Raw genomic sequence first — 22,290 nt, 5'->3', positions numbered from 1 at the left:
GGACTCGCAAATCTGAGAGATTTCAAAGGATCGGCACAGATTCCGATCAGGACCGCTCGGCACCATGGATCCCGAGGACCACTCGGCGAGATGAGGTGTGCGATGGTCGATATCGAGATCACGGGTACGACGGTCACGGTCCATGTCCGTGGCACCCACCGGCTGCTCTCGCTGTGCGAACGCGTGCGCTTCGATCTGTCCCACATCGCCGCCGTCGCGCCCGCCGAGGTGGATCTGCGGCCGCCGTGGATGCGCGCCCCGGGCACCTTCTTCCCGGGTGTGATCGCGGCCGGTGTCTTCCGCGGCAAAGGCCGCAAGGAGTTCTGGGATACCCGCTTCGACGGGCGTGGCGTGCGCATCGAGCTGACCGGCACCGAATTCAGCCGGATCGTCGTCGACGTGGAGGATCCGGACGAGGTGCGCCGGATGCTCGCCCGCGCCGCCGCGGCCTGAGCCCGCCGACCGGTGCGGCGTGAGCCTGCTGACCGGTGCGGCGTGAGCCTGCTGCTGCCGCTCGGCGCCTGAATCTGCCGTTGACGCTGTGGCGTGAGCCTGCCGCCGGGCTGGAGCCTGAGCCGGTCGCTGCGGCTGGAGGTGCGCCTGTCGCTTGGGCCTCGGCGAGAGCTTGGTGCTGCGTGTGCGGCGTGCGCCTGCCGCTGCTGTCACGCCTCGGTCCTGCCGCTCGGCTGGAGCTGAGTCCGACGCTGGGCGGCCTGGGTCTGTTGCGGGTCTGTGGCTAGGGTCTGCAGCTGCGTTTGTGACTCGAGTCTGCTTGCGGCGTCTGTGCCCGAGTGTCCCGCGGCGTCTTCGCCCCGAGTCTCCCGCTACGGCTGCTGCCCGAGTCCGACGCTGCTGCCGCGAGCCGACCGCTCCGTCTGAACAGCCGGAACCGGGCGAAACTTCGTGCCTCGCAGACCCATTGCGACACGCCGAATCGGCGTGCCGCGCGCGACACGCCGAATAAGTCTGGCATTGGGGCTAATCCGCAGTTTCGCAGATGGCGGTTCATCGACTATGAATGGCATGTGCCGTTCCCACTTCGTGAACACTTGCCGGCCACCGTATCTCACCGGGCGGTGGTCTAGTTGACCGTCGAACACCCGGGAGAAGATGAGGTCAGGCAGCTCGCGCGACGGGTCGAGAAGGCCCGCGGGCGGCTTGCGTACCAGTTCGATCCCGCGCTGACCGAGGCCCTCTCCGAGAACGAGCTGCAGGCCGAACGTGAACTCGCGGAGAAGATCCGCGAGCAGGAACGCGAACAGCGCTGGAAAAATGTCCAGGCGGCGGCATCGACGTCCGACCGCGCCAGGCAGACCTCCGAAGCGATCGCGAAGGCCGATATGCGAGATCTGTTGATGGCCCGCAAGGCAATTGCGGCGCAGAGACGAGAATCCAGCCCGCACGCGAAGGTCGCGTCGCTGTATCGGCATCGCGCCTGGTCGATGCGCGCTCTCGCGGGCGTGGTCATCGCCGGCATGTTGTGGTCGGCGGTCAACGTGCAGCACAACATCGCTCCCGGCGGCCCCACCGATCCGCTGTACTGGTTCAGCTACCTGCTCGAAGGCATGATCAGCGTCTGCCTGGTCATCATCATGATCGGCACCAACAAGGTCGCCGAATGGGGAATCCTGGAGAGCCGCCGCCAGGTCGCGCTCGCCGAACTGGCCCTGCTGGCGCTGACCGTCGGCCTCAACACCTACCCGTACCTGCGCGGCGGCGACTGGTACAACGTCGGCGTGCACGCCGTGGCGCCGGTGATGATCGGTGTGGCGCTGCTGGTGCACGACGCGGCCAGCCAGCGCTACGGCCAGGCCATCACCCAGGCCACCGATCAGATCCGCGATCTGCCCGACCCGGCCGAACAGATTCGCCGCAGCATGCCGACCTTCGTCAGCTTCATCCGGCAGGCCGCGCCCGACACCCGCCCGGCCCCGATGGCCGCGCTGCCGGGCGCCGGCGACACCACATCCGAGGCGCCGGCCCCCGAATCCGCGCGCACGGTGGAGACGGTCGATCCGATCGTCGAACCGGACATCTGGACCCCGAAGAAGTCCTCGAGTCGCCGGTCCGACACCGATGCGGCGGATTCGGTCGCCGACGGCAAGCCGAGCAAGCCGGCGAAATCCGATGCCTCCGACGACGACTCGGATCCGCTGAGCGCCTACGACACCGGCCAGTTCCGCATCGCGGACAGCCTCGAACAGGAACTCGAACAGATCCGTGCCGAGCGGAAGGCGGCCCGCGCCGCGAAGCAGCGCGCGGCCTCCAACGGCTCGATCGTGGACTGATCCATACTCCGGTACGTCCCCTCGTACCGTCCGCACAACAGCCCGGCGCGCTGAGCGCCGGGCTGTTGTCGTCTCCGAGCGGCGTGGCGTAGGTCACAACCGGGCGCCTCCGACTACAGTGCCTGCGGTCAGCGCAATCATTGCCGGCGTTTCGGGTTTCGTGTGGAAGTTCGAGGAGGCGTGGTTTTGCTCGTCCGTGGTTCCGGATGCCGATGAGTATCCGCAAGCAGGCACTCGGGTTCGGCGCATTCGCCATCGTCTCGATTCTGGTCACGGTGGTCATCTGGAATACCCTGGCGCGCACCGTGAACGGCCCGACCGACCGTTATTCGGCGATCTTCAGCGATGTGCTCGGATTGCGGCCCAACGACGACGTCCGCATCGCCGGTGTACGGGTCGGCAAGGTCACCGAGATCGGCTTCGACGTCAATCCTCAGACCAACAAGCACCTGGCGAAGGTGACCTTCGAGGTGCAGCGCGATCAGCACCTCTACACCGACACCAAGGCGCTGGTACGCTATCAGAACCTCATCGGCCAGCGGTATCTCGCGCTGGCGCCCGGTACCGCACCGGATTCGCGCCTGCTCGCGGCCGGTGGCCGGATTCCACTCGAACGCACCGAACCGTCCTTCGATATCTCGGCGTTCCTCAACGGCTTTCAGCCGCTGTTCGAGAATCTGCTTCCGGAACAGGTGAACGACCTGTCGACGACGTTGATCCAGGCGCTGCAGGGCGACGGCGTATCACTGTCCACCTTCATCACCCAGGCCGCCGCACTGGCCTCGGACTTCGAGCGTCGCGACGCGATCCTGAAAGACATCATCACCAACCTGTCGGGGGTGATGTCGGGTCTGGCCCGGCGCAGCGACGAACTGGAAACCCTGATCACCCAGACCCGGGCGTTGATCAGCGGACTCTACGACCAGGGGCAGTCGCTGCTGGCCTCGACGACTCAGATCGCCACCGCCAGTGAGAGTTTGGTGGCGATGGTCCAGCAGGTACAGCCGAAACTGATTCCCGCGCAGAACTCGACCCGCGACGCGCTGACGCTGCTGATCGACAACGGCGCGAAATTGGATCAGGCCGCGATCGATCTGCCCGGAATCCTGTCCGACGTCGGCAAGTTCTCCGGCGACGGCACCTACGCCACCGCGTATCTGTGCTCCCTCGATGTCTCGCTGTACGGAATCCTGTTCCCGCGCGGACTGTTTTCGCAGATCGGCGGTCATGCACAGTCGGCGGTCTGCCGACCCTGACCCGCAACGGCAACGGGCCCGGCTCCGCGAGGAAGCCGGGCCCGTTGTTCGTGCGCTCAGGCGCGACTGCGAATCGCTTTGTAGATGACCAGAATGATCACGGCACCGACGATCGCGCCGAGGAAAGTGTGCTGGACGGGCGGGTGGACGCTGAACTTGTGCGGGGCGAAGACCAGACTGCCCAGGGTCCCGCCGACGTAACCGCCGACGATGCCTAGCACGATGGTCAGAATCCAGCCGAAGTTCTCCTTACCGGGAACCAGGAGGCGAGCGATCGCACCGGCGATGAGGCCGATGATGATCATCGTGATGATACCCATGGTGAATCTCCTTGCGGGCAACCTGTAGGGGACCCGACCGTAGCAGGGGAAAGGCCCTGTCCGCAGGCGCATGTGCCTATAGTCACCGGACCGGCGCAAGAGAGTGTGACCGGCCGTTATGCGGGTATTCCGGTACGAATCCACGGCCCCGGACACGACATCGCCCCAGGCGGATTCGCGCCCGGGGCGAAGGGGTCGTGCCGGCCGATCACAGCTCGGCGGGAGTCTTCTTGGCCACGCTGCGGACCTCGATGGCGTAGATCATCTCCATCACGCCCATGAAGATCAGCCACCACCCGACGACCAGTGCCAGCACGGTGATCGAGTGGATGGGCCAGACCACCAGTGCGATACCGCCGATCAACAGCAGAATGCCGAAGAAGATCGCCCAGCCGCGGCCCGGGACCCCTTGCGGCGCTTCGGCTCCCGCGACCATGGCGGCGATGCCGCGGAACAGCCAGCTGATGCCGATCCACAGAGCCAGCAACACCAGGGAGTTGCCGATGCTGCGGAAGGCGAAGAAGGCGAGGATGAACGACAGGATGCCGCTGATGAGGGTCAGCACCCGGTAGCCGGTGCTGACGTGCGGGCCGAAGGCGGCGATCAACTGCAGAATTCCCGAGATCAGCAGGTAGACGCCGAACAGGATGCCGGCCACGGCGAGCGTCGGACCGGGCCAGACGAGCACGATAATCCCGACGATCACCGACAGCAGGCCGATGACCAGCAATGATTGCCATGCGCCACGGGCCAATTGGTGCAATGGCCCCACGTAAACTCCCTCTTTGCTGGTTGTCATGTGGGCAGGATAAATCCAGTGGATGCGATAGCGGGCAATTAACCAGTATCGAACGAGTTACGGTGTGCGAGCGAGCGCCGTATCCGGGTGTTTCCGCCGTCGTGCGGGCCCGATCTCGCCCGGCCGGACCGCATTGTCGCGACCGCGTGCTGGATAGGCTGTGTCCGGGTATCGACACCTGTCCACCGCTGCGCAGAATCGAGGCGTCATGGAACTGAGTCTGCACTACTGGAACTTCTCGACTCCCGCCGATCCGGCGCGTACCGCGGGTGCCATCGCGGAGACCGCGCGGATCGCCGAGGAGGCCGGTTTCACCGAATTCACGGTGATGGATCACTACTTCCAGATGGAACACACCGGGGTGGCCGAGGAGCCGATGCTCGAGGCCTACACGACCCTGGGGTACGTGGCCGCGCTGACCGAGCGGATGCGCCTGGCCGTGCTGGTGACCGGTGTGATGTACCGGTATCCCGGTCTGCTCGCCAAGATCGTCACCACCCTCGATGTGCTGTCCGGCGGGCGGGCGCAGCTCGGCATCGGCGCCTCCTGGTACGAGCGGGAGCAACGCGGGCTGGGTGTGCCGCTGGTGCCGATGGGGGAGCGCTTCGAACGGCTCGAGGAGACGCTGCAGATCTGCCTGCAGATGTGGAGCGACGACAACGGACCGTACCGGGGCGCGCATTATCAGCTCGACGAAACGCTGTGCGTACCCGCGCCGTTGAGCCGTCCGCGGCCGCCGATCCTGATCGGTGGTGGTGGTGAGAAGAAGACGCTGCTGCTGGTCGCCCGCTACGCTGACGCCTGCAATCTGTTCGCCTCCTCGCCCGAGGACGTCACGCGCAAACTCGATGTGCTGCGCGCCCACTGCAAGGCCGAGGGGCGCGATTACGACACGATCCGCAAGACCGCCACCTACATCGGCCCGGTCGTGGACGATCCGGACGCCTTCGTCGCCGACGCCGAACGCTATGCGGCGCTGGGCATTACGCAATTCGACATCATGCCTGACCGGAATCCGGTCGAATACGCCGAACGCGCCGCGGAGCTGGTGCCGCGCCTGCGCTCACTCTGAGGCATTCACTCGGAGTCATCCCTCGTAGTCATCCCTCGGAGCACGCCCGTACTCGCCGAAGGCCGGTTCGAGCAGATCGAAGATGCGCTCGGCCTCGGCGGTGACGGTGTCCGCGACCCGGCGCCGCGGCGCGCCGGACAGCTGCAGCTGTTGAATGCGCTGGAACAGCAGCCGGCAGGCCGCCGCCAATTGGGCGGCCGCCGTCCGGCGCAGCAGGTCGTCTCCGGGTAGCACGTCGGCCAGGGCCTGTTCGCGCAACTCGTGCAGTTCGCGCACCCGCGCGGTGAGTGTCGGGCTGTCTGCGAGCATGCGGCTGAACTCCGGTCCCGAGAATCCGACGTCGGCCGCGTAATCCTGTGCCGCGCAACGGAACAGGCGGCGTAGCGCGTCGAGCGCCGATTCGTCGGCGGCACGGGCGGCTACCGCGGCGGCGAGGGCGCCGACGAACTGCTCGTGATGGTCCAGTGCCAGATCCTCCTTGCGCGGGAAGTAGTTGGTGACGGTCTTCTTCGCCACCCGCGCGGCCTCCGCGATCTCCGCGATGGTGGTCGCCTCGAATCCGCGCTCGATGAACAGCCTGGTCGCGGAGTCGGAAATCTCCTGGCGGGTCTGCTGCTTCTTGGTTTCCCGCAGTCCGGGCGTCGCACTGGCCATGGCCGGAAATATTACCACCGACATAAAAATAGCCTTGACCTACCGCAGCGCGGTGTCATAATCTTACGTCGGTAGTAAGAATTCGAGGAGGTAGGGATGTTGTCCCGTAACAGCTGTTGAGTCACTTCGAGCATCAGCCCGCGGCCATCTGCCGCTCCAGGACGAAAGGCACTGTCGGTGCGCGCAATTCAGTTCTCTCCCGCGGCGGATCGCCTCGCCCGCTCCCGGCTCGTGGAGGTCGAACGCCCCGAGCCCGGACCGGGGCACGTGCTGGTCCGCACCGAATTGACCGGTGTAGGTGTCGGCCTGGTGCGGATGCTGCGGGCCGATGCCGCGGCGAATCCGGGCGGTGAGATGGTCGGGACGGTGGTCGCGGTGGGCCCCGGCGTCGCGGAATCCTGGATCGGAACCCGGGTGGGCGGGGTGGTGTTCGCCTCGTTGTACGCCGAATACGTCTGTGCCGCAACGGCGATGGTGACCGAGATACCGGCCGATGTGCCCGCGGCCGACGCCCTGGCCGTGGTGCGTGGCGGCCTGGTCGCCATGGGTGTGGTGCACGCGGCGAAAACCGTTGCGGGCGCCTCGGTTCTGATCACCGCCGCCGCGTCCGGAGCCGGACATCTGGCGCTCCAGCTCGCACGAGCCGCGGGAGCGTCCCGGGTGGTCGCCGCCGTCGGATCGACCGGAAAATTCGATTTCGTCCGGCAGTGCGGCGCCGATGACGTGCTGACCTACGACGATCCGTGGCCCCGTGCCGTCGACATCGTGCTCGACGGCGTCGGCGGTGACCTGGTGCAGCGCGGCGTGGACAGCCTGGGCCCGCACGGCACGCTGGTCGCCTACAGCGCCGGTGGTGGCGCGGTCGACACCTCCACGCTGCTGGGCGACCTCAAAACGATCACCGGCTTCTCGATGGGACTGCTGTCGCGGACCGAACCCGAACTGATCGCGCAGCATCGGGCGCGGTTGTGGAAGCTGTTGGAGGAGAAGGTGATACGTCCCCGCGTGGAGGTGCGCGACTGGACCGAGCTGGATGCCGTCGTCGATCGGATCGCCACCCGCCGCAACGTGGGGCGGATGGCGATCAGCGCCGGACCCGGCCCTGGATGAGCGCGCTCTGGCTCACAACACCGCCTGGGTCTGGGTGACCTTGCCGACGAGTTTGCCGGCGTCGTCGTGGATTTCGGTTTCCACCACGATGAAGCTGCGCCCCGCGTGCAGCGGCGTCGACGAGGCCACCGCATAGCCGGACCGGATCGCCCGCAGGAAATTCGTCTTCGACTCCACGGTCGTGGTGCCCTGCTTGCCCTCCGGCAGATTCAGGTACGCGCACACCGCACCGGTGGCGTCGGCCAGCGACATCAGCACTCCGCCGTGCAGGACGCCGCCGAGGGTGCACAGGCTCTCGTCCCAGGCGAGCCGGCTGCGCACCAGCTTCGGCCCGTGCTCGAGCACCTCGACGCCGAGTTTCTCGGTGAACGGCATGGTGCTGTGGAACAGCCGGGTTCCTTCGGTATCGATCATGATGTCGAGCTTGCCCGGACGCGCGCGCGAGGTCCATTACCTTCGGGGTAACGGTCCCGGGCGGGCCGCATCGGCCACCAGTTCAGCGGGCCCATCAACCGCACCAGCGCCGGCACCAGCAGCATCCGCACCAGCGTGGCGTCGATGACCAGCGCCAGGATCATGCCCAGGCCGAGGAATCGCATCGGCGTCAGCGGGGACAGCGTGAAGGCGCCGGTGATGAACACCAGAAGCGTTGCGGCGGCGGTGATCACGCGGGCGGTGCGGACCGTGCCGGTGCGGACCGCGGTCACGGTGTCGCAACCGTCGTGACGGGCCTCGACCATGCGCGAGAGCAGGAAGACCTCGTAGTCGGTCGAGAGCCCGAAGACGACGGCGATGATCAGCACCATCATCCCCGCCGAGAGCGGTCCCACACTCACGTGCAGCAGATCGGCGAGATGGCCCCGGCAGAAGATCCAGGTCAGGATGCCGAAGGTGGCGGCCAGGCTGAGGAATGCCAGCAGTACCGCCTTCACCGGCAGCACCGCCGAGCGGAACGCCGCGCCGAGCAGGATCAGCGTGGCTAGCACCATCACCGCGATCATCAGCGGCATCCGGGAGGTGATGGCCGCGACGCTGTCCACGGTGGCCGCGGTATCGCCGCCGACCTGGATCTCGACGTCGTCCGGCGGCTCGAGATTCCTTATGCGCGTGACGGTTTCGATGGCGGCGGGGGAGCGGTCCGGGTCGTTCAAGGCCGCGTGCAGCACCACCGCGTCGTCCACCGTGGCGAGTCGCTGCACGTCGTGCACACCCGGGACCGCGCCGAGCGCCCGGATCGCGGCGGCGGTGGGGCGGGAGTCGGGTGGGGCGCCGTCACCGCGCAGCAGGACGGTCGCGCCGCTACCGGCCTCCGGAAAACGCGTGGCGAGTTCGTCGACACCGGCGCGCACGGCATTGCCCGCCGGGAGGGCCGTATGGTCGACATCGCCCAACCGCACGCCCAAAAGCGGCGTGGCGAGCACGAGCAGCAGTCCGCCGACGGTGACGGCCACGACGCCGGGCCGGCGCACCACCGCGTCCACCACGCGGCCCCACCATCGCTCGGCGCGGCGCCGGCCGCGGTCGAAGGCGTCGCGGCGCCAGCTCCAGGCGCCGACGCGGTGACCGAGCAGGGCGAGCGCGGCGGGCAGGACGGTCAGCGACAGTCCCGCGGCCAGCAGGACCGCCGCGATGGCCCCGAAACCCAGCGATCGCAGTACCGCCTGCGGAAAGACGAACGTTCCGGCGAAGGCACAGGCCAGCAGCAGTGCCGAGAATCCCACGGTCCGACCGGCGGTGGCCAGGGTGCGCGTCACCGCCTCGGAAACCGCGGCACCCGCGGCGAGTTCCTCGCGGAATCGGGTGACTACGAACAGCCCGTAGTCGATGGCCAGGCCGAGTCCCAGCAGCGAGGCGACGTTCACGGCGAAGACACTCACCTCGGTGACGTGCGCGATCACCGCGACCGCGCCCAGTGAGCCCACGACGGCCAGCACACCCACCAGCAGCGGCAGGCCGGCGGCGACCACTCCGCCGAACACCAGCACCAGAATCACCGCTGTGACCGGCAGTGAGACGGATTCGGCGAGCACCAGATCGTGGCGGGACTGCCGGTCGATCTCGTCGGCCAGGGCGCTGTAGCCGGTGAATCGCACCGAGACGCCGGGAACGGTCAGCGCAGCGGCGATGTCGTGGTAGGCGGCGATGCGCTGATTGTCGTCGCCGGCGGCGAACACCACGGCCAGCCCCTGCCGTCCGTCCGCCGACCGCAGGAAATTCTGGCGCGGTGGGGCATTGTTCCAATAGGTCTGCACCGGCTGAGCCAGCAGCGCCGGATCGATGTGGTCGACCGCCTGCTGGACGCGCGGGCCCAGTGCGGCGAGGTCCTGTCCGTCGGGCACGGTGAAGATCGCGATCACATCGGGGTTCTGCCGGCCCAGATGTGCCGTGACCACCCGGTCGACGAGCGCGGATTCGCTTCCGGGATCGGCGAATCCGGCCGCGCTCACCCGCTGCTGGACGTCCGCGCCGAACAGTCCGCACACGATCGCGAAACCGATCGCCGCGAGCAGCACCAGTTTCGGGCGTGTGCCGACCAGCCGCGCCCAGCGCGTCATGCGGGGACCGAATCCGGTTGCGGCAGTTCGCTTTCCAGCGTGGAGGCGATGCGGTCCAGCAGCGCTTCGAGCCGATCCTCGATGTCGCGGCCGTTGCGCGCGGAGACCGTCAGCTCGGTACGGCCGCCCGCCTCCACCATCGCGAACAGCAGCGGCATCGCGACGCTGTGTTGGGGCAGCACCCGCACCGACGTGGGCGACCAGCCGGGCACCGCCAGTTCGCCGAGATCGAAGCGGCCCATGTGCGAGACCGTCGCCGAGGCGAGGTTGCGCCCGAAGCGGGCGCCGAGCGCGTTGGTCGTACGCAGAATGGTGCGGCCGACGGCGTGCGGTGCGTTGGCGATCGCGCCGGCGGCAAACTGGTTGAGTTCGGTGCGGTCTCGCAGACCCGCACGCATGTCTTCGCGCACCTGTCGCCAATCCTGGCCGGGCCGGATGTCGAGGAACAGCGGCAACGCCAGATTCGCCGTCGACCGCAGCTGTGCGTCGTGGCGGCGCAGATCGACTGGCACCATGATCCGCTGCGTGCTGCCCGCGGCGTCGGCCAGCAGCGCCGACACTCGCGCCACCGCACCGGGACCGGTGGCCCCGATACTGCGGTGCCGCAGCAGATGCCGGGGGCTGCCCACCTCCTGACGGCCGTGGCCGACCGCCGAACGGAATCGGGGAATCATGGCAGTGGGACGTCCCGGCGCGCCGAGGCGCCGCACCAGTTCCCGGTCGGCGACCGGGTCGCGAAGTTCTTCCGGCTGTTCACCGCGCAGCGCGGCGAGGACGTTGCGAGTCCACAGCACCATGCCCATCCCGTCCATGACGCCGTGGAACACCCGGAAGATCACGGTGACCGGGTCGCCGGTCAGCAGCAGCACCTCACAGGTGGTTTCCGGGGTGGGGCCGATCGCCGACGCGAGGACCGGGTCGGCCTCGAGCCGGTCGTAGTTCACGACATGTCCGGGAATCTCGCGCACGGCCGGGGGCACGCCGGTGTCCACCCAGTACTTGCCCTCGCGTCGCAGCCGGGCGCCCGGACAGGCGGCGGCCGCGACCGCGACCGCCCGGCGCAGCGCCTCCGCGTCCAGGGGCCCGGTTCCCGGGATCGCCAGTTGCATCAGAAACGGCGGGGCCATATCGCGCATCGGGAAGTACATGCGCTCGGTGGGGGAGATCCGCCGCCGGAAGACGGGACTCATGATCGGCTCCTGACTCTGCGTTACCGCAGCTCGCGGGTGAGTTGCTCGATGCCGCCCTCGGATTCGAGCCAGGACAGGAACCGGGCCAGGCCCTGTTCGCGGTCGATGATCGGCGCGTATCCGAAATCGCGTGCCGCCGCGCCGGTGTCGTAGGTCGCGGTGCGGGTCAGCAACGCCACCACGTAGCGCGACAGCGGTGGCGACCAGCGCCGCGCGATCGCCGGTATGCGCCAGGCAGTTTCGATCACCGACACGGCGGCCGCCAGCACACGCGGATCCGGCCGGCGGCTGGGAGCCGGGTAGCCGAGCCCGCCCGCCACCTCGGCCAGGAAGGCCCAGACGTCGGTCCGCTCCGCATCGGCGACGAAATAGGCCTTGCCGCCGACCCGGTCGGAGCCGGCGACGCCCAGACAGGCGTGCACGATGTTGTCCACATGGCACAGCGACGCCTGGACCGAGCGGCCGGACGACAGATCGGGCAGGCGCCCCTGTGCGGTCCGGCCGAGCAGGCGCACGATCGGGCCGGAGCGGTCGCCGGCTCCCCAGATCGCGCGCGGCCGTAGCGCGCAGGTGGTGAAACCCGGGGTGTCGGCGGCGAGGATGGTGCGCTCGGCGGCGGCCTTGGTCTCGGAATACAGGTTCAGGTAGTGGCGCGGATACGGCACCGATTCGTCTATGTCGATCTGATCGCCGCCGTCGCGATCCATCAGAGCGCTGGGGCTCGAGATGAACACGAAACGCGTGGCTCCGGCGGCGCGGGCGGTGCGCAGCAGAACTTCGGTGGCGCGGACGTTCTCGGTGTGGAACTGGGCGCGGGTGCCGCGTTCGTCGACGCGGGCGGCACTGTGGAACACCACATCGACTCCGGCGCACGCGCGTTCGAGGGATTCGTCGTCGGTGAGGTCGCCGTAGGCGATCCGCACACCCTCGAGTTCGGGCAGGTCGCCGAGGTTGCTGGTCCGCCGCGCGAGGACGGTCACCTCGTGGCCGCCCTCGCGGACCAGGCGGCGGACCAGCGCGCCGCCGAGAAATCCGGATGCGCCCGTGACGAGTGCCTTCACCGTTCGTTCTCCTCGAAAGATGCCGTGCTGCGGACGATTTCGGTGCGCCACCAGGTGAGCCCGAACAGCTGCGTCATGACGGCGGTGTACAGGCGCGACCGGCCGCTGCCCCGCGCGGCGCGCAGGGCGACCGGAATCTGGGCGGCGTGCACGCCGATGCTGAGCACCGCGTCGATCCACCACAGCGCGCGCAGCCAGCGGCGGCCGGAGCTCCGGACCGCCGGACCGGCCAGCAGGAACAACCATCCCGCGATCGGAACAGCGCGCAGCGCAACAACTTTCACGTTCATCGCAACGCCTTCGCGGTCTGCCGAGCCGCCCACACCGCGAGCTGTTCGCGCCCGATCTTGGCGTTGTGCCGGATATCGACCGGAAATCCCGGATGAAACAGGAACTCCGAGATCTTCGTGGTCAGCTCGAATTCCGCGCCACGCGCGCGCAGCGCGGCGGCCACGTCGTCGCGATCGGCGTCCGGGCGCAGTTCCACGCACAGCACGGGGCGCTGTGCTTCCGCCGGCCCCACCCCGACCAGTGCCGTGCGCGCCACACCCGCGACGGCGTTGAAGATCTGCTCGACCTGCACCGTGAACATCGGGCCGTCGGCGGTGCGGACCCGCTGGGATTTGCGTCCGCAGAACCAGATTCGCTCCTGGTCGTCGATCCACGCGAGGTCACCGGTGCGATGCCAGACGGTCTCGCCGTCGACGATCTTGCCCGCCGCGTTGGCCACGGCGGGCCAGTAGTAGCGAGTGCTCACATTCGGCCCCGCCACCACCAGTTCGCCGATGCCGCGGGTGGCCGCCAATTGATCCTCCCGGGCGCGGGCGTCCGCCCACGTGGGCAGCGGGTGGTCGGTGATCGCCACGATTCGCGCCCGCACCCGGTCGGCTGGTCGGCCGATGCAGGTGCCCGCACCGGCGCGGGCGCGTTCGGACGGGCCGTCCAGCAGCTCGCGCGATTCGATCGTCGACATCGGCAGTGCCTCGGTGGACCCGTATCCGGCGTAGACCAGCACATCCTCTTCGAGCACCGCGCGCAGGCCGGCGATACACCAGTCCGGGACCGGCGCGCCACCGGAATAGATGCTGCGCAGTGTCGGCAGCCGGGTGCCGGTCTGTTCGAGGTGGCGCAGCAGCGGGATCAGCACGGCGGGGGAGGCGAACATGGTGCGGACGCCGAACCGGCCGATCGCGTCGGCCACGTGCGCCGGATCGGTCGCACCCACCCGGCTGGGAATCAGCGGCGGCAGCACGCACTGCGAACCGAGCAGCAGATCCAGAATGCCGACCAGCGGCAACGTGATCAGCGAGGTCTGCGGCGGCACATGCCCGCGCGCGGCGTGGACCTGCTCGACCATGGCCGACAGATTGCCGTGGGTCATCTCCACGGCCTTGGCCGGTCCGGTGCTCCCGGTGGTGAACGCGATCATCAGCAGGTCGCCCTCGGGTGCCGGAGCGCGGTCCGGCGCGGTGCCGGACGGGCGGCGACCCCAGCTGTCGAATGTCGCTCCGCCCCAGAACCATCGCCGCCCGACCGTGACCGCGACCCGCACCCCGCGGAAGTAGCGGCGGAACAGCACCCGCGCCGCATGCGCCTGCGGAATGCCGATGAACGCCTCGGCGTCGGCCGCCTGCAGGCAGCGCAGCATCCGGCGCAGCCCCATACCCGGATCGATGACCACCGGCACCGCGCCGATCTTCAACAGTCCCAGCATGATCGCGTAGAGCTCCGGCCCCGGCAGCACCAGCACGATGGTGCGGGTTCCGCTGCCGACGCCCGCGGCGGTGAGCCGCTCACCGACAGTGTCGGACCAGCGATCCAGGTCGGCGTAGCTCAGCCGCCGATAGTGCGGGGTGCCCGCATGGTCGGCATCGGCGAAATACACCGCGGTGCGGTCGGGTGCGGCCGCGGCGACCACGCGGAACCGGTCGACCGCGCGCCAGTATGTACCGCTCACGCCGCCGCACCGGCGGCGACCGGCAGGCGATACACCGCGGCCGCCGCGGACGGTCCCGCGCCCGCCGCGACGAACAGCACGGTGTCGAAGCCGGCGAGCGAATCCTCCTCCACTGCATGGTGATAGGCCAGCGGCAACGCCGCAGTGTGTGGATCGCCGGCGGACAGGTCCGGGGTGCGGACCTCGCCGATACCGAGGGTGTCCGCGAGCAGCCGCGGGAACTTCGGCGTCGGCGTGGAGGCGATGAGAACGGTTGCGGCGGGATCGATTCCGTCGGCGTCGAGGGCGCGGCGGCCGGCGTCGGCGGCGATCTCCAGCAGTCGATCCTCGAATCCGGGTTCGCGTTCCACCGTCATCAGTCCGCGTCCGGCCGTGCCCATCGTGGTGACGTCGACATACGACTGCACCACGGGAGAACCCGAACCCGCGACGGTGTGCACGCGGCCGAAGCCGACCGGCTCGTCGGTGTGCTCGAGCAGCAGCGCGGCACCCGCGGTGGCGTAGGGGAACTCGTCGTCGGCCGCCGACCGGGCCAGCGACGGATGGGTGTCCCCGGAGACGATCAGGACGTGGCCCGATCCGGCGGTCTCGAGAATCGACTGCGCGACCTGAACCGCGTTGAGCACACCGGTGGCGCCGTTCATCAGGTCGAAGGAGAACGAGCGCGGGTCGCCGAACCGGTAGTCCAGTCCGATCCCCGCCTCCTTCTGGATCAGCGCCGACACCGCCGGTTCCACGGTGTTGGAGTCGCGGAAGATTCCCGCGTTGATCAGCACCCCGACCTGCTCCGGCGCCACCCCGGCGCGTTCGAGGCTGCGGCGCGCGGCGCGGCCACTGTGCTCGACGATGCTGAACGTGTCGCTCTCGCGACTGATTCCGGTGGATGTGATGGCAACGCCCATGACCAGTACCTCAGACCTTCAGAGACGAAATCGTGGTGGACAGGAAACCGCCGACCACCCCGGAGGCGGCCGGAACCATCAGCAGTTTCGAGCCGGCCGGGATCTCACCGCGGCTCAGATGGTCGTGCAGCACGATGAAATGTGAAGTGCTGGAAGTATTTCCGTATTCGGTCAGCACATTGAGGTCGGGCGGCATCGGTGCGCCGAATTCCCGTTCGGCGATGGCGTTCATATACGGGATCGCCGCCGCGCCGAACTGATGGTGGATGACGAAGTCGAAGTTCTCCTCGGCGAACGTGGTGCCGCGCTTCTCGTAGAACATGCGCTGGGTGTCGGTCCACAACAGAAAACGGGACTCGTTGTGCATCTTGCGATTGTCGGTGTAGAGCGCCACGCCCGGGGTCTTGTCACTGGGCATGCCCAGGCACAGGTGCGAGAACTCCGAGGCCGTGACCAGCTCGATGTAGTCGATGCGGTCGGCCTCGTCGACGGAACGATCGAGCACCACCGCGGCCGCGGAATCGCCCACGGTGAGCGACGCGAATTGCAGATCGTATTTGTCGGAAATTTCGCGCACCGCGGTATCGGCGATCGGAGTAATCGCCTCACCGCTCACCACGATGCCGTTGCGCACCATTCCGGATCGAATCATCCGATCGAGGATGTAGGTTCCGCTGAGCATTCCCGCGCAGGCGTTGGAAAGGTCGAAGGTAATAGCGTTCCGCGCACCGATGCGTTGTGCCAGAGCCGACGCGAAGGACGGCTCCATATATATCTTGTCGGCGTCCTTGCTGCGGGTTATCGAGGTGGAGATGACCACCTCGATCTCCGACCCGGAGTACTGTGACCTGGACAGACACTCGTCCAGCGCCTTGCCGGCCAGGACGAACGAGTCTTCGTAGGATTCCGGTCGGGTGTCGTGAACGCGGCGTTCGCGCACGCCTGTGATCTTTTCGAGATCGAAGGCCGGCGGTACGGCGAGGCGCGATATCAATTCCTCCGTGGTGACCTTTTTTTCGGGTAGATATGCGCCGATCGCTTCGAAACGAGAATGCGGCACGCCGCCTCCTGAATTGGCATGACGAATGCTTGCGGAATTTGTTCGTGACGTGATGCTACCCGAGAGTAACTAGCGCATTCTTGATCCGCATCTCGACGCTTCGATCGGGTAGTGGTGAATTCGATGTATTTGTAACAGCGCGTCGCAGCAAGTAGTAACTACTCGGCAATCGATGAATATCGCCGCTACATCGAGGCTTCTGTCGGTTCGCGAAGCGGATCCGGGAGTCCGCTAACTTGCAGAGTGCCGGATTCGTGGTGAAACTTCACATCGATCGGGGCGGTCGATTGTGAGAGACCTCACCGAGCGCAGGGCCGTCCGAGCCGGATCAGCCCAGCCGTGCCATGACCGCCCTCGGCAGCCGTGGCAGCACGAGGTTCAGTGCGCGCCAAGGCCATTGCGGCACGCAGGCGCGCACCGGCTCGGACTCGATCGCGGCGACCATCGCGGCCACACCGCGTTCGAGCGGTGCGACCAGCCGGGCGTCGTCGGCGCGCGCCGACATCTCGGTGGCGATGAATCCGGGCTGCATCGTGGTCACGGCGATCGGGCTGCGGCGCAGTTCGATCGCCAAACCCTCACCGAGCGCGGACAATCCGGCCTTGCTCGCCGCATACGCGGCCTTCTTACCGGGCAGCCCGCGCACCGCGCTCATCGACGAGATCAGCACCAGATGCCCGGCGTTCTGGTCGCGAAAGATCTCCAGTGCGGCCTCGGCCTGGGCCAGCGCACTCACGAAATTCGTTGTGGCCGTCGCGATATTCGCATCCGCACGCCCGGTACCCAGCGCCGCGCCCTTGCCCAGGCCGGCGTTGACGATCACGCGATCCAGCCCGCCGAATTCGTCGCGGAATTCCCCGAATACGCGCGGGACCGCCTCGTGGTCGTCCACATCGAGGGTCCGCAGCGAAACCCGGATATCGGGATGGGCCGCCCGCAATTGCTCGCGCAGCGACCGCAGGTTCTCCATGCGGCGCGCGCACAGCGCGAGATCGCGCCCGCGCGCCGCGAACTGCCGAGCCATCTCGGCCCCCAGGCCCGCACTCGCTCCGGTGATGAGAATTCTGCGCCTGGTCATGGCACCCCACCCTAGTGCCGCCCGGCCGTCTGATCGGAAATCCGGCGGGCTCCGGCGGCGGGCACCGCCACGAAGAATCGCGGTGGGGAGAAACCGTCGTCGCGAAACCGCCGCCGGATCGCGGCCGCGATCGAATCGGTCCGCTCGATATCGGTCACCGCGATGATGCTGCCGCCGAATCCGCCGCCCACCATGCGCGCACCGTGGGCCCCGGCGTCGAGCGCGGCCGCCACCGCCGCATCCAGCTCCGGCGTGGAGACCTCGAAATCGTCTCGCAACGAGGCGTGTCCGCTGGTGAGCAGCGGCCCGATCGCGCGCGGATCACACCCGTCGCGCAGCAGTTCCACCACGGTCAGCACCCGGGCGTTCTCGGTGACGACGTGGCGGGCGCGCCGCCGCAGCACCGGGTCCGCCAGCCGCTGCGTTTCCGCCGGATCGGTGACGGCCCGCAGGGAATGCACGCCCAGAGCGTGCGCGGCCTGCTCACATTCGTGCCGGCGCCGGCCGTAACCGCCGTCGGCCAGCCGGTGCGGGGTGTCGGTGTCGGCTACCAGCAATTGCAGGCCGGCCGCGGCGAGATCGAAGGGAACCTGCGCGAATTCCCCGGTGGCGAAGTCCAGGAACAGGGCGTGACCCGCCGTGCAGAGCAACGAGGCGGACTGGTCCAGGGTCCCCGTCGCCGCGCCGACATAGGAGTTCTCCGCGGCCCGGCCGATGTCGATCAGCTCGGCGCTGCCGGCGTCGATCTCGAACAGATCGCGAATCGCCAGTGCCACAGCGCATTCCAGCGCCGCAGAGGACGACAGCCCGGCGCCCACCGGTACCGCCCCGTCGATCTCCAGCACCACCCCGGACAGTTCGTGCCCGCGGCGCCGATATTCGTGCACCACGCCCAGCGGATAGCGGGCCCAGCCGGTGACGGCGGATTCGGCGAGCCCGTCGAGCGATTCGCGCACCTGCCCGGCGTGCTGTTTGGAACTCACCCGCACCGTGCCGTCCGTCGTGGCCTCGGCGGTGCAGGTCACGACCTGAGGCAACGCGATCGGCAGCGCGTATCCGTCGTTGTAGTCGGTGTGCTCGCCGATGATGTTGACCCGGCCGGGCGCGACCCATACGCCGCGCCGGGGTGCCGCGCTCACCGCACCTCCCGCAGTTCGGCGGCCACGGTCTCGGGGGTGGTGTCGCTGATGAAGACATTCATCCCCGATTCCGAGCCGGCCAGATACTTCAACTTGTGCGCCGTCCGCCGGATCGAGAACAGCTGCAGGTGCAGCCACCAATCATCGCCCGGCACACCGGATTTCGGCGCTTGATTCCATGCCGCCACGTACGGCATGGGGGTGTCGAATCGGCGCGCGAAGCGTTGCTGCACATCCAGGTACAGATGCGCGAAACCGTCGCGCTGGGCATCGTCGAGATCGGGGATATCGGCCACCCGGCGGTGCGGATAGAGCTGAACTTCGTAGGGCCAGCGGGCGAACGGTGGTACGAAGGCGGTCCACTCCTCGTTCGCCGCGACCACCCGGACGCCGGCGGCTCGTTCGGCGCCAAGAAGATCACCGAACAGATTGCTGCCGTGGGCTTTTCGATGGCGTGCCGCGTTGGCCACCATCGTCGCGGTGCGCGGGGTGGGGAAGGGGTAGGCGTAGATTTGGCCGTGCGGATGCGACAGCGTGACGCCGATCTCCTCGCCGTGATTCTCGAAGCAGAACACCTGGGCCACGCCGTCGAGCGCCCCGAGTTCGGCGCTGCGCTGGGCCCACGCGTCCACCACCAGGCGCGCCCGGCCCGGATCGAGCCCGGCGAACGAACTGTTGTGGTCGCTGGTGAAGCATACGACCTCGCAGCGGCCGAAACCGTTGCGCAGCAACGTCTCCGGCGACCCTTCGACGTGGTCGGGAAGTTCGGCGCGGCCGGTCGACAGCGACGGAAAGCGGTTCTCGAACACCACCACCTGATAGTCGGCCTCGGGGACCTCGGTGGGATGGCCGGGGCGCGACGGGCACAGCGGGCACAGATCCGCCGGCGGCAGGAAGGTCCGGCTCTGGCGGTGCGAGGCGATCACCACCCACTCGCCGAGCAGCGGATCGAAACGTGCCTGGGAATGCGTACTGGTCCGAGGCAGATCCCGGGTGTCGGCGGCGGTGCGTGGCACCGGCTCGCTGTCGAAGTAGATGATCTCGCGGCCGTCGGCCAGCGACCGACGACTCATCACGGGACTCGGCCGCGCCATCGCATCCCTCCGCTCGATCCACCGGATCTCAGCGGGACACTAACATCGCGGCCGCGACAGGCGGCGGGTGCCGGATCCGGCGCGGCGGATACACCGCGCCGGACCGGCCTCGCTCAGTACTCGCTGCCGAACAACCCGCCCGGCCCGTAGGAGCCGGTCGGCGGCGGCGCCGGCATCATCACCCAGCCGCCGCAGTTGGCCGAGGCGAACGCGACATCGGACGATTTGATCAGCACCCGCACCGGAGTGGTGTGGGTGCGGTCGCTGGCGACGATGGCGGCGTTCGGGTCCGGCGGATCACCGGGTTCGGGAATCTTCCACAGGCGCTCCCAGGAACAGTCGTGCGCCGGGTCCGCCGGCCCCGCGGACTGATAGATGCCGGGCGCGATATCTACCCCGACCCGGTACATCCCGTCTCCGGGAATGTTCGTCGCCGGATCGGCGGCAGCGGTGCCGGATCCGAGCATCGTCACCGTGGACGCGACGGCCCCGGCGATCACAAACGTGCGTCCACGCACGGCGGTCCTCCTCGATCTCGCAGACGGCCGTCGACTATCGGGCGGCCGGAGAAGATCCCCGCATCTTCCGGGGCCTTGGTCTATCAGAATTGCGATAGGCGCGGACCGGATCGGAGAAATATCTGGAGATTCGACAACGCGTCCGCTGGCCGGTGGGCAGACGGCCGCGAAATGCCGTCGCTGAACGTCCCCGCGGGATCCCCTCGTGCCCACGGGGACGGCACCGGCGTGCGATTCAACCGCCGAGGTGCGAGATGGGAACGTACTGCAGCGCCGGCGACCCGTGCAACACAGCGGTATTTCAGAATTAAATTACTCTGGCGAATCATCCGGGGTCAGCATTTCGGCATTTTCGGCCGCGGGCCTGGATATCGGCGGATCGTGCGGATTCGCCCGGCCGCAGCGACATTCGGGCAATGATGTGCATTCCCTCGAATTTCGCCTCGATGTGGTCAGCGACACAAACCTGCCGGTTGTTCCGTGCGTTCCGCGAGTGCGACCGCGATGAGATAGCTCTGAGATGTCCGTTTCTCGTGCCGACTGCCGCTGAATCAGCCATACGACCGGCGTGTCTGCGGAAATGGCGTCCCGCTGCGGGTCTAATGGGGGTAACGGTTCGGTAACTGAGCTTGCGTAGTTGATGCTGGCGTTGCAACAGTGAACCACTGGGTTTGATGTTACTAGTGGGAAGGGAGGGGTGTGCCCGCCTCCGGGTGCGCCGTCCGAACATGAACCATCCACACATCATCAAGACCGGAGTCAGGCTCGCCGTCGCCGCGGTCACCACGGCCGGTGTGCTGGCGCCCGTCGCCGCTCTCGCCGCGCCGGCCGCGCCCGCAGATCCCGATATGTCGACCAAATTGGTGGGTAAGACGGTATTTCTGGACCCGGGCCATCAGGGCAGCAACCACAACGAAGACCTCAATCGTCAAGTGAACAACGGCCGTGGTGGCACCAAGGAGTGCCAGACCACGGGGATGACCACCCGCAACGGCGTGCCCGAGCACACCATCAACTGGAATGTGGCACAGCTGGTCCGGCAGTCGCTCGAGGCGCTCGGCGCGCACGTCGTGATGAGCCGCCAGGACGACACCGGCTGGGGCGGATGTGTCGACGAACGCGCCGCGGCGGCCAACAGCTCCGGCGCCGCGGTGGCCGTCAGCATCCACGCCGACGGCGCACCGGAACAGGATCACGGATTCCATCTGATCGTGCCGCAGCTGCCGGTCCCCGATGCCAAGGCGAACGAAGCGCAGTCGGGCCCCGGTCAGGTCGCCACGAATGCCATGCGTGACGCGTACAAAAAGGCCGGGTTCACGCCCGCTGATTACGCGGGCGCGGTCGACGGTCTGCAAACCCGGTCCGATATCGCGGGCCCGGCGCTGACCGAGGTGCCCGACGTCTTCATCGAAATGGGCAATGGCGCGAATGTCGACGACGCGAAAAAGCTCGAATCGCCCGAGGGGCAGCTCGAGCATGCCATCGCGATCACGACCGGGCTGGTGAGTTATCTGATCGGAGTGGCTCCGGGTGGTGCCTCGCCGGCCGCGTCGCCCGCCGACAGTCCCGCGAACGCGCCGCAGTCGGCGCCGGGGCAGGACAATTCCGCGTCGCAGACCGGTACGTCACAGAGCACCACGTCGCCGAGTGCCACCCCGCAAAGTCCGGCACCGCAGAATGCCGCGCCGGAGAGCGCGTCTCCGCAGGGATCGGCGACACCGAATTCCGGCGCCCAGAATTCGGGGACCCAGAATTCGGGGACGCAGAATCCGGCAGCACCGCAACAGAATTCGGCAACGGACGCATTGCGTGGCGGGCCGAACTCGACGCCCGCCACCACGCAGTCCGCGCCGACGTCCACCGCGCCGTCGGCTCCGGCCACGACGCAACCGGGCTCGAATCCGGCCGGCACCTATCGCACGGCGCCGGGAACCTATTCGAACACCGATCCGGGCACGTCCGGGGTCTCACCGCAGACCTCGACCGCACCCGGAACCAGCGGCACCCAGAAACCGCAATCCGGTTCCGGTGCAGGTAATCTCGCCACCACCGCCATGCAGCTGCTGCTGCCGCTGGCGAAATCGCTCGGCTTGGGCAACGGTGCGCTCGATTCCGAACTGGTGAATCTGGCCTACACCCTGGTCTCCACCCTCCTGGGGCAGAGTAAGTAATCGGCCCCGTTCGTGCCCGCCCCTCCGCACGAAGGGGCGGGCACGTCCTCGTCCGGGCGTGGGTAA

21 protein-coding genes are annotated in these 22,290 nt (G+C 68.0%); 6 read left to right on the top strand and 15 right to left on the bottom strand.

Going from position 1 to position 22,290, the window contains the following annotated elements; translation table 11 throughout:
• The first annotated feature begins 102 nt into the window (after positions 1 to 102).
• The 3 genes from NN2_RS21550 to NN2_RS21540 all read left to right on the top strand — a co-directional run bounded on the left by NN2_RS21550 (position 103) and on the right by NN2_RS21540 (position 3,544).
• Complete coding sequence (locus tag NN2_RS21550) at positions 103 to 453, top strand: hypothetical protein (protein ID WP_063015683.1); 351 nt, start codon at positions 103 to 105, stop codon at positions 451 to 453.
• 632 nt (positions 454 to 1,085) lie between these two features.
• Positions 1,086 to 2,288, top strand: a complete 1,203-nt coding sequence (locus NN2_RS21545) for a hypothetical protein (protein WP_063015682.1) — start codon at positions 1,086 to 1,088, stop codon at positions 2,286 to 2,288.
• A gap of 212 nt (positions 2,289 to 2,500) precedes the next feature.
• On the top strand, positions 2,501 to 3,544 hold the full coding sequence (locus NN2_RS21540) for an MCE family protein (protein WP_063015697.1): 1,044 nt from the start codon (positions 2,501 to 2,503) through the stop codon (positions 3,542 to 3,544).
• A gap of 56 nt (positions 3,545 to 3,600) precedes the next feature.
• Here NN2_RS21540 and NN2_RS21535 read toward each other — a convergent pair whose 3' ends face one another.
• Positions 3,601 to 3,864 (bottom strand): GlsB/YeaQ/YmgE family stress response membrane protein, encoded by a 264-nt coding sequence (locus NN2_RS21535; protein ID WP_036505761.1) that lies wholly within the window; start codon positions 3,862 to 3,864, stop codon positions 3,601 to 3,603.
• Between the two features lie 208 nt (positions 3,865 to 4,072).
• Positions 4,073 to 4,663: an HdeD family acid-resistance protein gene (locus NN2_RS21530; RefSeq protein ID WP_030515634.1), complete on the bottom strand. Its 591-nt coding sequence runs from the start codon at positions 4,661 to 4,663 to the stop codon at positions 4,073 to 4,075.
• Between the two features lie 208 nt (positions 4,664 to 4,871).
• Between NN2_RS21530 and NN2_RS21525 the strand changes: the two genes are divergently transcribed.
• Positions 4,872 to 5,735, top strand: coding sequence for an LLM class F420-dependent oxidoreductase (locus tag NN2_RS21525; RefSeq protein WP_063015681.1), 864 nt, complete (start codon positions 4,872 to 4,874; stop codon positions 5,733 to 5,735).
• A 15-nt stretch (positions 5,736 to 5,750) separates the two neighbouring features.
• Here NN2_RS21525 and NN2_RS21520 read toward each other — a convergent pair whose 3' ends face one another.
• Entirely contained in the window at positions 5,751 to 6,389 is a 639-nt protein-coding gene (locus tag NN2_RS21520) for a TetR/AcrR family transcriptional regulator (protein ID WP_063015680.1), read from the bottom strand.
• Between the two features lie 177 nt (positions 6,390 to 6,566).
• Between NN2_RS21520 and NN2_RS21515 the strand changes: the two genes are divergently transcribed.
• Positions 6,567 to 7,499 (top strand): quinone oxidoreductase family protein, encoded by a 933-nt coding sequence (locus tag NN2_RS21515; protein WP_156511398.1) that lies wholly within the window; start codon positions 6,567 to 6,569, stop codon positions 7,497 to 7,499.
• A 12-nt stretch (positions 7,500 to 7,511) separates the two neighbouring features.
• Here the strand turns inward: NN2_RS21515 and NN2_RS21510 are convergent, their stop codons facing one another.
• The 12 genes from NN2_RS21510 to NN2_RS21455 form a co-directional block, all read right to left on the bottom strand.
• The gene (locus NN2_RS21510; protein ID WP_030515638.1) at positions 7,512 to 7,913 is read right to left on the bottom strand and encodes a PaaI family thioesterase; all 402 of its coding nucleotides are present in this window, start codon (positions 7,911 to 7,913) and stop codon (positions 7,512 to 7,514) included.
• Positions 7,910 to 10,054, bottom strand: coding sequence for an MMPL family transporter (locus tag NN2_RS21505; RefSeq protein ID WP_063910832.1), 2,145 nt, complete (start codon positions 10,052 to 10,054; stop codon positions 7,910 to 7,912). Before NN2_RS21505 ends, NN2_RS21510 begins: the two co-directional genes overlap by 4 nt.
• Entirely contained in the window at positions 10,051 to 11,244 is a 1,194-nt protein-coding gene (locus NN2_RS21500; protein ID WP_063015678.1) for a hypothetical protein, read from the bottom strand. The genes NN2_RS21505 and NN2_RS21500 overlap by 4 nt, the downstream gene beginning before the upstream one ends.
• A 20-nt stretch (positions 11,245 to 11,264) precedes the next feature.
• Positions 11,265 to 12,305 carry an NAD-dependent epimerase/dehydratase family protein gene (locus tag NN2_RS21495; RefSeq protein ID WP_174554999.1) on the bottom strand — a complete coding sequence of 347 codons (1,041 nt, stop codon included), beginning with the start codon at positions 12,303 to 12,305 and terminating at the stop codon, positions 11,265 to 11,267.
• Positions 12,302 to 12,595, bottom strand: coding sequence for a hypothetical protein (locus NN2_RS38065; protein ID WP_063015677.1), 294 nt, complete (start codon positions 12,593 to 12,595; stop codon positions 12,302 to 12,304). Before NN2_RS38065 ends, NN2_RS21495 begins: the two co-directional genes overlap by 4 nt.
• The gene (locus tag NN2_RS21485; protein ID WP_063015676.1) at positions 12,592 to 14,262 is read right to left on the bottom strand and encodes a fatty acid CoA ligase family protein; all 1,671 of its coding nucleotides are present in this window, start codon (positions 14,260 to 14,262) and stop codon (positions 12,592 to 12,594) included. Before NN2_RS21485 ends, NN2_RS38065 begins: the two co-directional genes overlap by 4 nt.
• On the bottom strand, positions 14,259 to 15,164 hold the full coding sequence (locus tag NN2_RS21480) for a beta-ketoacyl-[acyl-carrier-protein] synthase family protein (RefSeq protein WP_063015675.1): 906 nt from the start codon (positions 15,162 to 15,164) through the stop codon (positions 14,259 to 14,261). Before NN2_RS21480 ends, NN2_RS21485 begins: the two co-directional genes overlap by 4 nt.
• 10 nt (positions 15,165 to 15,174) lie before the next feature.
• The gene (locus NN2_RS21475; protein WP_063015674.1) at positions 15,175 to 16,224 is read right to left on the bottom strand and encodes a 3-oxoacyl-ACP synthase III family protein; all 1,050 of its coding nucleotides are present in this window, start codon (positions 16,222 to 16,224) and stop codon (positions 15,175 to 15,177) included.
• 328 nt (positions 16,225 to 16,552) lie between these two features.
• Positions 16,553 to 17,302, bottom strand: a complete 750-nt coding sequence (locus tag NN2_RS21470; RefSeq protein ID WP_063015673.1) for an SDR family oxidoreductase — start codon at positions 17,300 to 17,302, stop codon at positions 16,553 to 16,555.
• Between the two features lie 11 nt (positions 17,303 to 17,313).
• Positions 17,314 to 18,441 (bottom strand): galactokinase, encoded by a 1,128-nt coding sequence (galK, locus tag NN2_RS21465; protein ID WP_082857158.1) that lies wholly within the window; start codon positions 18,439 to 18,441, stop codon positions 17,314 to 17,316.
• Positions 18,438 to 19,499, bottom strand: coding sequence for a galactose-1-phosphate uridylyltransferase (gene galT, locus NN2_RS21460; RefSeq protein ID WP_063015694.1), 1,062 nt, complete (start codon positions 19,497 to 19,499; stop codon positions 18,438 to 18,440). Before galT ends, galK begins: the two co-directional genes overlap by 4 nt.
• 149 nt (positions 19,500 to 19,648) lie before the next feature.
• On the bottom strand, positions 19,649 to 20,053 hold the full coding sequence (locus tag NN2_RS21455) for an Rv1352/Rv1906c domain-containing protein (protein ID WP_063015672.1): 405 nt from the start codon (positions 20,051 to 20,053) through the stop codon (positions 19,649 to 19,651).
• Between the two features lie 728 nt (positions 20,054 to 20,781).
• Here NN2_RS21455 and NN2_RS21450 point away from each other — a divergent pair.
• Positions 20,782 to 22,224: an N-acetylmuramoyl-L-alanine amidase gene (locus NN2_RS21450; protein ID WP_063015671.1), complete on the top strand. Its 1,443-nt coding sequence runs from the start codon at positions 20,782 to 20,784 to the stop codon at positions 22,222 to 22,224.
• Positions 22,225 to 22,290: the final 66 nt, after the last annotated feature.

It is taken from the genome of Nocardia nova NBRC 15556 (genome assembly GCF_001613005.1).
GTDB classification, from domain to species: domain Bacteria; phylum Actinomycetota; class Actinomycetes; order Mycobacteriales; family Mycobacteriaceae; genus Nocardia; species Nocardia nova.
The sequence above is the reverse complement of the archived record's forward strand: the minus strand, read 5'-3'. Positions and strand labels throughout refer to the sequence as shown.